The sequence below is a fragment of the Glaciecola sp. G7-5 genome (genome assembly GCF_055808975.1).
This window is the reverse complement of the sequence record NZ_CM147892.1, coordinates 1,493,084-1,507,820: the sequence shown is the minus strand read 5'-3', so window position 1 is coordinate 1,507,820 and position 14,737 is coordinate 1,493,084. Positions and strand designations below refer to the sequence as shown.

Here is a 14,737-nt window from a genome sequence, read left to right as displayed (position 1 = left end):
CCGCTGCAGACAAATTGGCCATTAGGAAGAGTATTTAAGTGAAACTGATCAATTCTTTGAAAACTTACGGAATAGAAACAAATAAAGAAATAATTCATAACCCAAGTTATGAACAATTATTTAAGGAAACCACCGATCCTTCGCTCGAAGGTTTCGAGAAGGGATATGTAACCGAACTAGGTGCTGTTTCGGTAAAAACAGGTCAATTTACGGGTCGCTCACCTAAAGACAAGTACATTGTGAAAGACGATGTGACCAGAGATACCATGTGGTGGGCTGATCAAGGAAAAAATGACAATAAGGCGATTTCTCCAGAAGTTTGGTCAAGTCTAAAAGGCCTGATTACAACGCAATTGAGTGACAAACGCTTATTTGTTGTAGACGCATTTTGTGGCGCCAATAAAGACACGCGCCTAGCGGTGAGATTCGTGATGCAGGTAGCGTGGCAGGCGCACTTTGTCACCAATATGTTTATTCGCCCAACAGCGCAAGAATTAGCCGACTTTGAGCCTGACTTTATTGTCATGAATGGTGCGAAAACCACTAACCCGAATTGGAAGGAACAAGGCCTAAACTCTGAGAACTTTGTTGCCTTTAACTTAAGCGAACGCATTCAGTTAATAGGCGGAACATGGTATGGCGGGGAAATGAAAAAAGGTATGTTCTCGATGATGAACTACTATTTGCCACTACAAGATATTGCCTCTATGCACTGCAGTGCAAACGTTGGCGAAAAAGGCGATGTGGCCATCTTTTTCGGATTATCTGGCACCGGCAAAACCACCTTATCGACCGATCCGAAGCGCCAACTGATTGGAGATGATGAGCACGGCTGGGATGACAATGGCGTGTTTAATTTTGAAGGTGGTTGCTACGCCAAAACCATCAATTTAAAGAAAGAAAACGAACCAGATATTTACGAAGCAATTAAACGTGATGCCTTACTCGAAAACGTGGTAGTTGCTGACGATGGCGCCATCGATTTTGATGATAATTCATTGACCGAAAATACACGGGTTTCATATCCCATTCATCATATTCATAATATTGTTAAACCCGTTTCGAAAGCAGGTCATGCTAACAAAGTAATTTTCTTGACCGCCGATGCCTTTGGTGTGTTACCCGCAGTATCAAAGCTTAACGCGGCGCAAACACAGTATTATTTATTGTCGGGCTTTACAGCCAAACTAGCTGGCACTGAGCGCGGTATAACTGAACCCACGCCAACCTTCTCAAGTTGTTTTGGTGCAGCCTTCCTTACCTTGCATCCAACAAAATATGCACATGTGCTCGAAAAGCGGATGAATATGGCAAACGCCCAAGCGTACCTAGTGAATACCGGATGGAACGGCACAGGCAAACGAATCTCTATTAAGGCGACTCGTGCCATCATCGATGCCATTTTAGACGGTAGTATTGATGATGAACCAAGCCATCAGTTGCCTATTTTTGATTTACAAATTCCAACACAGCTACACGGAGTTGATTCAAAAATACTCGATCCTCGTGCGACCTACGCCGAAAGTGCTCAATGGCAAGAGAAAGCAGAAGATTTGGCTGGCTTATTTATCGAAAATTTTGAGAAGTTTACTGACACCGATGAAGGCCGTGCTCTAGTTAGTGCAGGGCCTAAAGTCCCAGTGTATTAGTTTGTACATAGCACAGCTAAATGCTGTGCTATGTTTCTTTTCGAACATTGAAAAATTAAGTCCCCTTAGGTAAGCTTGGCGTTTTTACAAAAACGGAATTTTATGGCTACCTATTTTTCTACTATTATTCTTACCGTTGCTCTTCTATTAGGCAGCACTGTCAGTGCTAAAACGAGCAACATCCCTGTTGAGCATTTCAGTCGCAGTACCGAATACAGCCAAGTAAAGATATCGCCTAAAGGTGATTACTTAGCGGTTGTTACAAAGCCAGAAGGCAAAAGCGTATTAGCGATTTTGGATATGAAAACCTTTAAAGTACTTCATGCTGTGCAATTCCCCGGAAATGCGCAGGTAGGGAGTTACTCGTGGGTGAATGATGAAAGAGTTGTTATTGCAAAGCAATACCTAAGAGGCTGGCAAGACCATCCTCAGTATCATGGCGAATTGTTTGGTATAAACGCTGATGGCAGTAAAGGGGAGTATTTAGCTGGATATAAGAGTGGCGTCGCTACTGCTAGCCGCCTAAAAAGTGGAGCGAAACCCCTCGTTGGCACATCTTTTGTACTTGACCCGCTGGTCGATAACAAGCGTAAAATGCTTATCGTCACATACCCTTGGACCGCTAGCAAAGACCCTTATACCATTGTGTATGAGGTCGATGTGTATACCGGCAAACGAAAGACGGTTACCCGGTCTCCTTCACGAATGGCAGTATTTGTAACTGACCATGATGGTAATGTAAGAGTGGCAGTGAGCAGTGACGACTACATTAATCAAAAAGTATATATACGTAAGCCAGAAGAGTCAGAATGGCAAACAGCTGATTTGGGCCGAAAAGATCTTCAAGACATTCAATTACTCACTTTCGATAGCTCGGGAGACATCGTATATGTCAGCGCCTCTAAAGAAGGCGAGCCAAAAGGCGTTTACGCTTTGGATGTCAACACCAACGAGTTTACACTTTTGTCGCAAGATGAGCGTGTCTCGCCTAAAGATGTGTGGGTTGATGAAATTTCTAAAGAACTTTATGCCATCGAAACTGAGCTTGATTACCCGACTTATTCTTTCATCGACAACGGATCAAAAAAGAGCGCTCAATTAAAGTCGTTAATACAAGCTTTGCAAGGTCAACAAGTTCAATTGGTTAGCAGTACTTCAGATGGCAAGTTGAGTATCGTATATGCTTCTAGTGACAGTAATCCCGGTGATTACTACCTGTTTAATGCAAATACCAACAATCTGGGGCGTTTGTTTTCATCGATGGCGTGGATTAATCCAGAACAAATGGCAAAAACCAAGCCCATTAATTTTGAAACCCGAGACGGTAAGACAATCTATGGCTACTTAACCATACCAAACAATGTTGAAACCAAAAACCTGCCGCTTGTCGTGATGCCTCATGGCGGTCCGCATGGTCCAAGAGATTGGTGGGGTTACGATCCTAGTTCTCAGCTACTTGCGAGCCGTGGTATGGCTGTGTTGAAGGTTAATTTCCGAGGATCGGGTGGATACGGTCGTGATTTTGAGCATTCAGGCCATAGAAAATGGGGCAGTGAAATTCAGTTCGACATAATAGATGGTGTCAAACACCTCATATCTGAAGGAACAGTTAATAAAGATAATATTTGTATAATGGGGGCAAGCTTTGGCGGTTACTCAGCCTTGCAAAGCTCGATTCTAGAACCCGATATGTTTAAATGTGCCATTGGTGTGGTGGGTGTTTATGATTTACCGCTAATGTTTGAAGAGGGCGATGTAGCTGAACGAGACAGCGGCCAAACCTTCTTAAAAAAGGTGTTAGGTACCGATGAAGCTAACCTTAAGGCCTTTTCTCCTAGCTACAATATAGATAAATTAAAAGCCCCCGTCCTTATAGTTCATGGCGGAGAAGACCAAAGAGCCCCCATAGAACAAGCTGAATCTTTAGTAGCCGCCTTAGATGAGGCAAAGCATCCATATGTGTATGAGTTATTAGAAGACGAAGGACACGGTTTCTATAAGCCAGAGCACAGACTGCATTACTACGAGCAGGTACTAAAGTTTTTAGACAAACATTTAGACTTATAGCTTATAGGGGCGTTTTGGCGCCCCCTCCCTGCGCCTTCTGCGTCCCTTCGCCTTCCGCCCCCTCACCCATCATCCGCTCCCATTCCGTCATCCGCGCCCCCTTCGTCATCCGCGCCCCTTTCGTCATCTCAGCGCAGGCTGAGATCTCCGAAAACATCCTCTATTTATGGGATGAAAGCGGTTGTATCAAGCAGATTCCTGCCTTCGCAGGAAAGACGATTCGATTAAATATTAAACCCCCTCCCTTCATCGTCCGCGCCCCCTTCGTCACCCGAGCCCTTTCCGTCATCCGCGCCCCCTTCGTCATCCGCGCCCCTTTCGTCACCCGAGCCCTTTCCGTCATCCGCGCCCCCTTCGTCGTCCGCGCCACCCGTCATCTCAGCGCAGGCTGAGATCTCCAAAAACATCCTCTATTTATGGGATGAAAGCGGTTGTATCAAGCAGATTCCTGCCTTCGCAGGAAAGACGATTCGATTAAGTATTAAACCCCCTCCCTTTGCAAAAAAGACGATTCGCTTAAAAGATTAACATTATGCCTCCCCAAGGTTTTATTTTTTACCAGCCATTTAAACCTTCCTAAGAAATAGAGCGACTTAATAATCAAATACACCAAAAGTTAACGATTTTAGCAGTCTACTTTTCGTCTCATTGACGACGAATTCACTTATCTAATTGTTTTTATTGATTAAATAATATTGGCACTGAATTTGTTACAAAGACTTATAAAATACACACATTCTAATAAGAAAATAGTAAAAGGACACAAACATGACCAAGCAAGTAAAAAGACCCGTATTGACCTTTATCGTAGCAATAATGTCGCTCATTCTATTAGCAGGGTGCATCGTGCACGTTGGTTCTGGCAAAGCGAGTGCTCGAATATCAATGGACGGAGATTATTCAACAGTCAACAAATCCTTAACCATTGGTGAAGGCAAAACCATCGAAGACGCATCTGCAGTTAATGGCAGACTCACCATTGAAGATAACGTGACAGCCGAAGATGTCTCAAGCGTTAATGGCCGCCTATCGGTTGGCGATAACGTGAGCTTGGATGATCTCTCAACCGTCAATGGCAAACTTAGCGCGGGAACGGGTCTAACGGCAAATGGTGATGTAAGCACCGTCAATGGGAAAATTGAACTGAACAAAAACTCGCTAGTAAAAGGCAGCGTAACATCTGTGAACGGCAAAATAGTGATTGAAGGAGTTGTAGTAGAAAAGAACATCGAAACCGTAAATGCATCAATCGAATTATTGGGTAAAACCCGTGTACAGGGTGACATTGTTTATAAGCGCAGAAACAATAACAACAACTACTCGCAGCGTTTACCCGTACTACGAATTGAAAAAGGCGTGATTGTTGAAGGCAATATTATTATTGAAGGCCCGGTAGAGTTCGACTTTGATGACGACAGCTTGCGTAGCAAAGTAATTGAAAAGTTTTAAAACCACACACTAGTCATTTATTCAACCCTCCTAGACTTGCCCTATTGACGCCAATAGGGCTTTTTTTGCGCCGCGTCCATGCAATCACACAAGCTAAAGCCAACAAATAAATATTCATAGCACCGCCACCACTTGCCTCACCATCACTTGGCTCGGGTACGGAAGTTGTGTCAACAATGGTAATCGTTGTAGATGCCGACACCTGTTTTTCACTATCAGCAACAAATACTGCAAGCGTCACCGACGTAGTGGCATTAACTTCAGGCAAGGTAAGGCTAAGTGACTGTCCATTTTGCCCACTTAAAACTACGCTAGGCCCACTTATCTGACGCCATTCAAACGAAAGGAAGTCGCCATCTGCATCATAGGTATCGGCGGTCAAGGTGAGCTGATCGCCTTCATTTACCGAACTGCTATGCGCATCAATCGACACTGTCGGAATGGAGTTTTTATTAGAAATATTCACACGAATATTTACGCTTGACGTGTCGCGGCCATCATAAACGTCTAAACGAAACAGTAAAGATTCATTCTCGCTAACTTGCGGCGCGTTAAAACTCAGCAGTGGGGAAATATTTTCACCTAAGTTTATACGAATACCGCCTATTTGCGTCCAAGTAAATAAAAGATCATCACCCTCAGCATCGGTAGTTAATGAAGCATCAACGCGAACGGTTTCTCCTTCAAATACGTTAGTTTGCTGTGCTACGTTAATCAGTGGTGAGCGATTTGGTAAGCGTCGTGATAACACGCCCGGATCTTTTATGAGACCGTTTTCAGTCAAATCAGCATCGTTTGGTCCGCCATCTTGAATAATTAACTGAATACAATTATCGCCCGGCGTTAAACCATTTAAATAAAGGCTCGAATCTGTTTCAGGGCAGTTGCCATTTGCATCAAATGGAGCCGACATAATTACATTGTGTGCATTTTCAACAAAGGTAAACCAACCATCACGACTATTAAATTTGCGATACACAGCATCTTCGGGAATTAAGGAACCCGTATTTAAAGGAATTACCACCGGCACACTTTCACCAATGCTTTCTAAGTTTTCAATATTGAAATTGGTAATTTGCTGAATCGCATCAAAATGCGGGTCGTCCACCTCTACGTCTGGATAATACGACGACAGTCCATAAGTTTGAATATCAAATTCTGAAATCACCGCATTTGCAGCACTTTGCGCTTCACTCATTTTGGCGATGTCACCTAAGGTTAACCGATATCCAGCGAGTGTTGTGATGGGTTGTTCGCTTGCACCCGTGGGTAAAGTCGCGGTATTTTCTTCATCGTCAAGGTAGTCTGGCACACCATCTAAATCGTCATCGCTAAGCCCTTCCGCTTGGTCAGAAAGACCGTCAAAGTCACTATCAATAAATGCAGATAACACAGGTTTTAGCGCTGCGACTGAAAAGGCAAACTCAATACTAGACGAATAAAGCTCTGCGGTATTGCGTTCACTAATTTGCGCCCGAGCGATATATTCACCTGCTTCAAGCAAGGCTGGATTGAATTCAAAAGTCGCTGAATTGTTGTCATTGTTAAGGTCAGCGATGCTGAGCACATTGTCACGGTTGCCTTGGGCTACCACTTCCCAAACCACTTGATGAAAGTCATCGAGATTGATGTCTCGTATGTTCGCCAGCAAGGTTGCTTCGCCTTGGTCTTGATACGCTAAACTCACAACCTCGCTATTTTGCAGTAATTTTATATCCGCTACTGGTGCTTGGTTCGCATTACTAAGGTCAATACGAATTTGAGACAAACGACCAATTGCCGCATTTTGTGGGTTGGCAAAATTAATCCAAAGTGTATCGCCTAAGTTAGCCGTCGCTGCCACGTCAATATCAAGGGTGGCGCGCTGGCCTTGGTTAATATAGAAAACACCAGAACTTGCTGAAGTGACGGGGCCAACTACGGTGTACTCAACACTAACAGGATACTCTGGCGCTTTGCCCGACAGCACAATAGGTAAGCGCAAGCGATTACCTGGCGCAGAAACCCCATAGGCTTTGGCGGTGAAAGTCGGTAGTATGTTAACAAATAGTTCTTTGATTGATGCATTTCCTGAAGCATCTGTCGCCTGCAACATGACGCTTTGCGCACCCGCTTTAAGGTTATTTTCAGTAATCAGTACGGCATCTATTTCACCATCAACCAAATCTGTAGCGCTTTCGCTAATGTCTTGGCTTACATCAGTTAATATGCCTCGTGACCTTATATCAAGCACTGCACTTTCATCAAACACTGGCGCAATGGTATCTTGAACGACTACGTTTTGCGCCAAAGTGCTTATGTTGCCAGCAAAATCGACTGCCTTCCAAGTAATAACATGCTCACCTAAAGGCAGCGGCTGCACATAGTCACTGCTTAAGGTCGCCGGATTGAGGTTGTTATCGCGTACACGTGGTTCGGTCAATGGAATAGTCGTTAACGGGCCTGTAGCTTCTATTATTAAATCGCTAATGCCGTCTATGGTAGGTGCTTGATCATCACCGATGCTGGGGTTCAAAGGTTGACTATCATCTACATCAACAATACCGTCGTTGTCATCATCTTGATCAGCATTATTACCAATACCGTCAGCATCGCTATCTAGTTGCTCAGCTGCTGAAAAAGGGAAGGCATCTACATCATCTAAAACACCATCATTGTCATCGTCAGTATCGGCATTGTTGCCTATGCCGTCACCGTCATTATCTAAGGTTTCGGTGGCATCAAAGGAAAAAGCATCATCAGCATCAGCAATGCCATCATTATCGTCATCGTTGTCACTGTTATCTCCCTGACCATCAAGGTCGTTGTCGGCCCATTCTAAAGGGTTAAGAGGAAATAGGTCATTGCTATCTTCAAAGCCATCGTTGTCGTCGTCGGTATCGGCATTGTCGCCTATATCGTCGCCGTCGGTGTCTATGCTTTCACTTGCATCAAAGTCAAATGCATCATCTATATCTAGCACGCCGTCGTTGTCGTCGTCGCTATCGGCATTGTTGCCTACACCGTCTAAGTCGTTATCAGCACTTTCGCTGCTATCTAAGGGAAACAAATCAATCTCATCAGGGACACGGTCACCATCATCATCGAGGTCTTCATTGTTACCAATACCATCAGCATCAGTATCTGCACTTTCACTGGCATCTAGCGGAAATCTATCTTGTGCATCAAGTACGCCGTCGTTATCGTCGTCGGTATCACTGTTATTCCCTATGCCATCTCCATCAGTATCTATCGTTTCTAGAGGGTCATTTTCGAAAGCATCGAATTGGTCATCAACGCCATCATTGTCGTTATCGGGGTCAGCATTGTCGCCAATACCGTCATTGTCGGTATCAAACCATTCAGTTACCGCAAAGACAAAAGCATCGACTACGTCTAATACACCATCATTATCGTCGTCTGTATCGGCATTATTACCTATTCCGTCGCCGTCAAAATCAGCCACTTCGCTGGCATCATAGGGGAACTCGTCATGGCTATCGTCGAGGCCATCGTTATCGTCATCTGGGTCAGCGTTGTTACCTATACCGTCGTTATCAAAATCACTGGTCTCGTTGGCATTAAACGGGAATGCGTCGTCTTCGTCATTAACGCCATCGTTGTCATCGTCAAGGTCTGCATTGTCGCCAACACCATCTTGGTCGTTGTCGTCAAAGTCCCCATTATCAAGTGGAAATAAATCGTCAACATCCAACACACCATCGTTGTCATCATCATCGTCGGCGTTGTTGCCTATGCCGTCTTCATCGGTATCAATACTTTCGCTAGGGTCACGGGTGAACGCATCGTTTACATCAAGTACGCCGTCATTGTCATCATCGGTATCTGCATTGTTCCCTATGCCGTCACCGTCACTGTCAATAGTTTCGGTGGGGTCTAGGGGAAACGCATCGTTATCATCGGTGCCGCCATCATTGTCGTCGTCGTTGTCAGCATTGTTACCTATGCCATCAGCGTCGCTATCAAGGCTTTCAGTTGGGTCGAAGGGAAAGGCATCTTGTGAATCAATGACCAAATCGTTGTCGTCGTCATTATCAGCAACATCGCCTAAGCCATCGTTGTCATTGTCATTATTTTCTAAAGGATCGAATGGGAAGGCATCTTGTTCATCAATCACGCCGTCGTTATCATCATCAGTATCAGCGTTGTTACCTACCCCATCAAAATCAAAATCCAGAGACTCGCTAGCGTCAAAGGGGAATAAATCCTCGGTATCATTTACGCCATCATTGTCATCATCTACATCTTGCTCGTTTGGGATGCCGTCGTTGTCTACATCAACGCGTGGAAATTCGGCATAGTTGTTTAACCACAGCGCTTCGCTACCGTCACGAATAGGCTGAAGCAATACACTATAGCCATAGCTAACCGAATCACTTGATTGTGTGTCAACCGTCGCTAAGATTGCTAGATTATTGTTTGATGAGGTCACACGGCATTTTGTATAGTCAACAAAGGTTGTGCACGATTGTGCGATGCTAATCCCATTTGTAAACACAATGCTTTCAAACTCGGTACTGGCGTTGGCAACAAACCAAAGGTCGTATTCAATGCCATCTTCAAGCACAAGGTCTAAGTAGCTTTTTTGGGTGTTGCCGGTTTGGCTTAAAGTCGCACTTACTTCGATTTGACCGTCGAAAACCATATCATTGCTTGATTCAGTTGTTGATATGAAGGGGATTTGTGCGGCTAGAATTAGTTCTTCAGCTGTATCGTAATCACTAGTTGAATTACCTTCGCTGTCGGTAGCCACCAATGAACTCACATACCACATGCCAGACGGTTCTAAGTTGCTAATGCTAGTTGTAAAAACACCTGTATGGAAATCGCCACTCTTTGTCCATTCGCCTTCTTGAATAAAAAGCAGTTGCTCGCTGCTGTCGCTATTTTCTAAGTAAAAATCACCTGTCGAAACAGCATTATCATCTTCAAAAACAAGCGTTACTGAAATTTCGAGTCCATTTGCGTTTAATGAGTCTAACGCCACGTTATCAGGTGTAAGGGTTAATCTGTGTAAAACGGGCGCGCGTGTGTCTGCAGTTTCTTGAGCACTAACATTTAGGGAAATAACAAGAATAGAAAGACACAGGGTCGCGAATGATCTTGAAAAAACACGACTATCTTTCAATCTTGAGTGCTGCCAAATATTGCTTATTGTCGACTTCAATTTTGCCATCCTGACTAAGGGGGAGCTTGGGTAGTAATAAAAACAAAATAACTAAGGAATACATCGCGTTTATAGCCAAAACCTTTAGGCTTAAATAGGGGACCAAACTTGCTATATGCGACTAATTCTAAGATGAATTTCAGTTATTCCCTTGCCTCTTGTCGGCTAAGGAGCATGAGGATTATTCTGCGTTGCTTAATTATGAGTATTAAGATATACGGATGAATTTATATACCCAAAATTGTGGGCATTCTGATTGACATAGCGACCCGCCTTTAAATACTTGGCCTAAGACAAGAGTTCTTCCTAACGGCAAAAAGCCTTCGTTGCAATCTTTGACCTCACTATGACACTACCTGTTGCCAAAGCTCAGGGCAGTGCTCGCATTTGTTTTAAAAGCCCTTTCTCAAACCGCCCTAGTAAGTACCCACTACCGAAATAACTATTTATTTACATACCACCTTCATAGGATACCCCCGCGTCATTCTTGCGCTCCCCCGCGTCATTCTTGCGATAACCCCGTCATTCTTGCGAAGGCAAGAACCTCCAACATTACACATAGAAGTTCAATCTTCTATTATGTTTACTAGGCTGTTTTGGAGATCTTCGCCTTCGCGAAGATGACGGTTGTAAGGCGATAGTTGACGGGTGCTGGCGTAGAAATAATGCACAGTTTAAAATATGCTAATTTCTATTCAAGTTCGGGTATACTCTAGCTTGGGCTGAACGCACACTATATTCAAAAAAATACCAAAAAGTAGTCAACTGCATGAACTTAGAATTACAAACAATTAAAAGCGACCGTCTTTATATGAAGGTAGCAGAGCAACTTAAAAAGCTCATTTCCAATGAAGTCATCAAGCCTGGCGAGCGCTTTCCTTCTGAGCGCGAACTTGCTGAACAACTTGGCGTAAGTCGCCCAACGATTAGAGAGGCAATGATTGCGCTAGAACTCTCTGGTGTTATTGAAATACGCACCGGCTCTGGTATTTACGTTACCCACCCTCAGCATCGTATCAGCGATACCTTAGGCGATAAAGGCGCTGGGCCATTTGAAATTCTTGAAATTAGATACATCTTAGAAGCGGAAGCGTGCGCACTTGCAGCGGCGCGTATAACCGATGAACAACTTGCTGAGTTACGAGCAACGATTGACGAAATGGAAGAAGAAGAAAAACTTTCTAACGCGTCAGAACGTGCTGACCAAAAATTTCACTCGATTATTGCTCAGGCTTGCCAAAATAGTGCTATCTCGTCAGTAGTAGATTGGTTGTGGAAACTGAGAAATGAATCTGAACTGAGCACTATGTTTCTTAAACGCATTCGAGAAGAAGGTGTACACCCATCAATTCAAGAGCATAAGAATATTTTAGCGGCCTTAGAACAGCGAAACCCTGAGCGGGCACGCACGGCAATGAAGCTACACATTGAAAACGCGACAGCCAACGCCGCCACGCACTTCAATAAATAATGCTATCGACTACGGCGGCTAGCAAATAAGGGCTTGAATATACACCTTCAAGCCTTTTTCATCGATAGCCTCAATAGCAGTGACAACGTCCGTGGCGAAAGCCTTATCATTCACAAGACTAGCAGGGAAAATACTCGTTTGGGTAAATAACGCATCAATATATTTGCTTGCTGAAGCTTGATTTTCAAGCGCCAATTTGTGTAAGTTTTCAGCCAAGGGATCTCTTATCTCATATTCGATACCAGCCTCGTCTTTGCCTCGCAAATAAATCAACCAAGACGCTAATACTGCAATCAAAATAGAGTCACTATTTAGCTTAGCTTCTTTGTTATCAATAATGGGCGCTAAAATTCGCTGTACTATCTTTTGAGAGCCATCCATTGCCACTTGTTGTGTTGCATAAGGAATCTCATCATTTAAGAAGCGCGCGCGGATTTGCTCTTGATACAAGCCAAGGTCAAAACCTATCGGCGTATGCAAGCTTGGCCCTGTTTCTGTTTCCATTAGGCGTTCAATAAGCTTATACAAGAGCGGATCTGAAATAGCCTCGTGTATCCATTTATAGCCTAACAAAACCCCCATGTAAGCAAGGGCCGAATGTGAGCCATTTAATGTACGTAATTTTAGTTTTTCGTACTGCTCAACATTCTCAACGAGAATAGCTCCAGCACCTTTCCAATCAGGAATAGGCGTATAAAAATTATCCTCAATTACCCACTGCTTAAACGTTTCGGTTTGTATCATCGCTTCATCAAGCATACCTAGTTTAAGTTTACAGGCTTCACGGTCTGACTGCGTGACCGCGGGTACAATTCTGTCAACCATAGAGCTGCTAAAGCTAACGTTTGCTTTTATCCACGCAACCAACTCTTCCCCATGATGAGCTGCTAAATCGATTACTACTTTTTTTGTCACGATGCCATTTTCGGGAAGATTATCGCAACTAATAACACTGAGTTTGTTCACAGCACCATCATTTGCATGGCTATTTTGCATTCGAGCTAAACATGCCGCAACGATGTAACCAGGCATAGAAACTGGCGCATTTGGATGTGCTATATCATGCTGAATGTCAGCATTTGACACGAGCAAAGCATGCTTGCTCATATCGTAGTGATAACCTTTCTCAGTAACGGTTAAGGTTACTACTTTGGTTTGTGTAGATGCGAGTAGGTCAATAACACTTTGCGGGTTTTCTGGGGCCACCAAAACGCGCTCAACCGAGCCGATCAATCGTGTTTCTTGCTTGCCATTAAACTTGGCTGTGACGGTATACAAACCATCTTGAGGATTCATTTGTTCACTCACCGACGCGCTACGTAAGCTCACCCCAGTTATTCGCCAATCGCCGCCGCTAATGGCAATAGCGTCATCAGTAAAGACTGCTTGATGGCCACGATGAAAAGCACCAATACCAATATGAACAATGCCCGCTTTATGTGCCTTTATATCGTAATTAGGCCGTATAACTGAGTCAGGCAACTCGTGCATGGTTTGTAAACTCAAACGTTTATTCATAACTGGTAAGCCTGTTTTGCAAGGTTGTAAGTTAGGTCAATGGCTAACTCATGTGCTTCTTCAAGTGTCATGCGGTGTTCAGCAACCATTTGGCCTAAATAACCGCAGTCGATTCGTCTAGCAACATCGTGTCTGGCCGGAATAGACATAAAAGCGCGGGTGTCGTCATTAAAACCAACGGTGTTATATAAACCCGCTGTTTCGGTTGTTTGTTGCCTAAAACGGCGCATGCCTTCTGGACTATCATGAAACCACCAAGCGGGCCCTAATTTAAGACAAGGATAATGGCCAGCCAAAGGCGCAAGTTCTCTACTATAGCTAGTTTCATCAAGAGTAAATAAAATAATCTGCAAGCGAGGATCGTTCCCTAGCTCATCCAGTAATGGTTTGAGGTTTAGGATATATTCCGTTGGCATGGGTAAATCAGCGCCTTTATCACGCCCAAAATGTTCAAAAACAAAATTATTGTGATTGCGATAGCAGCCTGGGTGTATTTGCATCACTAAGCCATCTTCTATGCTCATACGCGCCATTTCCGTGAGCATATGGCCGCGAAACACGTCCGCACCTTCAGCGTTCAACTCACCCGCTAAAGCCTTAGCATAATAACGAGCTGCTTCATCAGCACAAAGAGATTCCGTACGCGGAGTAAAATGGCCATGATCGCTCGAAGTCGCCCCCATCTTTTTGAAAAACAAACGACGATTGCGTAGCGCATTCAAATAACCCGAAAAATGAGTGGTGTCTTCACCGGTTATTTCGCCCAAGCTTGCAATATCTTTGGCAAATGTTGGGAATTCGGGGTCAAGCACATTGTCAGGCCTAAAGGCAGTAATTACTTTACCATCCCAATCACTGTCTAGAATACATTGATGATGTTCTAAGGAATCTAGCGGGTTTTCGGTGGTCGCGATAACCTCAATATTAAAGCGGTCAAATAGAGCGCGTGGTTTAAAGGTATCAAGACTTAGCTTGTCATTTATCGTTTGGTAATAATAATCTGCGCTTGATGCATTAAGAGCGACCTCTATGCCAAATACTTCAGAAAACACATAGTCCATCCACATTCTTGAAGGCGTGCCTCTAAACAAGTGGTAGTGCTTAGCAAAAATCTCCCAGACTGTCTCTGGCGTTACATTTCTTGCTTTTTCGCTTTTACCAATCCCAAGATCATCAAGTTTAATCCCTTGGCTATACAACATTCTGAACACATAGTGGTCAGGCTGTATAAGTAACTCTGCAGGATTAGAAAAGTTTTCATTGCTCGCGAACCACGCTGGATCAGTATGCCCATGGGGGCTAATAATAGGTAGGTCTTTAATTTGGGTATAAAGTTCACGCGCAATATTACGCGTGTTTGTATCGCTTGGGAATAAACGATCTGGGTGTAATATTAAAGGCGTGCTCACTTCGTTT

The 14,737-nt window shown here is 43.9% G+C and carries 8 protein-coding genes; 5 read left to right on the top strand and 3 right to left on the bottom strand.

The genetic code is table 11. The features are described 5' to 3' along the window. Positions 1-38 precede the first annotated feature (38 nt). The 4 genes from pckA to AC0L6H_RS06430 all read left to right on the top strand — a co-directional run bounded on the left by pckA (position 39) and on the right by AC0L6H_RS06430 (position 5,165). The gene (gene pckA, locus AC0L6H_RS06445) at positions 39-1,649 is read left to right on the top strand and encodes a phosphoenolpyruvate carboxykinase (ATP) (protein WP_473393271.1); all 1,611 of its coding nucleotides are present in this window, start codon (positions 39-41) and stop codon (positions 1,647-1,649) included. A 102-nt stretch (positions 1,650-1,751) separates the two neighbouring features. After that, a complete protein-coding gene (locus AC0L6H_RS06440; RefSeq protein ID WP_473393270.1) occupies positions 1,752-3,716 on the top strand; it encodes an alpha/beta hydrolase family protein in 1,965 nt (654 codons plus the stop codon). Positions 3,717-3,730: 14 nt separating this feature from the next. After that, complete coding sequence (locus AC0L6H_RS06435) at positions 3,731-4,108, top strand: hypothetical protein (RefSeq protein WP_473393268.1); 378 nt, start codon at positions 3,731-3,733, stop codon at positions 4,106-4,108. A gap of 376 nt (positions 4,109-4,484) precedes the next feature. Next, entirely contained in the window at positions 4,485-5,165 is a 681-nt protein-coding gene (locus AC0L6H_RS06430; protein WP_473393267.1) for a DUF4097 family beta strand repeat-containing protein, read from the top strand. A gap of 13 nt (positions 5,166-5,178) precedes the next feature. Here AC0L6H_RS06430 and AC0L6H_RS06425 read toward each other — a convergent pair whose 3' ends face one another. Next, positions 5,179-10,332 (bottom strand): thrombospondin type 3 repeat-containing protein, encoded by a 5,154-nt coding sequence (locus AC0L6H_RS06425; RefSeq protein ID WP_473393266.1) that lies wholly within the window; start codon positions 10,330-10,332, stop codon positions 5,179-5,181. Between the two features lie 769 nt (positions 10,333-11,101). Here AC0L6H_RS06425 and AC0L6H_RS06420 point away from each other — a divergent pair. Further along, on the top strand, positions 11,102-11,803 hold the full coding sequence (locus AC0L6H_RS06420) for a FadR/GntR family transcriptional regulator (protein ID WP_473393264.1): 702 nt from the start codon (positions 11,102-11,104) through the stop codon (positions 11,801-11,803). Between the two features lie 18 nt (positions 11,804-11,821). Here the strand turns inward: AC0L6H_RS06420 and AC0L6H_RS06415 are convergent, their stop codons facing one another. After that, positions 11,822-13,321, bottom strand: coding sequence for a mannitol dehydrogenase family protein (locus AC0L6H_RS06415; RefSeq protein ID WP_473393263.1), 1,500 nt, complete (start codon positions 13,319-13,321; stop codon positions 11,822-11,824). Next, entirely contained in the window at positions 13,318-14,730 is a 1,413-nt protein-coding gene (gene uxaC, locus AC0L6H_RS06410; protein ID WP_473393261.1) for a glucuronate isomerase, read from the bottom strand. The genes AC0L6H_RS06415 and uxaC overlap by 4 nt, the downstream gene beginning before the upstream one ends. Positions 14,731-14,737 lie beyond the last annotated feature (7 nt).

Bases quoted from the DNA above. Each gene is read 5' to 3' on its own strand.
- AC0L6H_RS06440 (WP_473393270.1), top strand. From the start codon at position 1,752: ATGGCTACCTATTTTTCTACTATTATTCTTACCGTTGCTCTTCTATTA.
- AC0L6H_RS06430 (WP_473393267.1), top strand. From the start codon at position 4,485: ATGACCAAGCAAGTAAAAAGACCCGTATTGACCTTTATCGTAGCAATA.
- AC0L6H_RS06420 (WP_473393264.1), top strand. From the start codon at position 11,102: ATGAACTTAGAATTACAAACAATTAAAAGCGACCGTCTTTATATGAAG.
- AC0L6H_RS06415 (WP_473393263.1), bottom strand. From the start codon at position 13,321: ATGAATAAACGTTTGAGTTTACAAACCATGCACGAGTTGCCTGACTCA.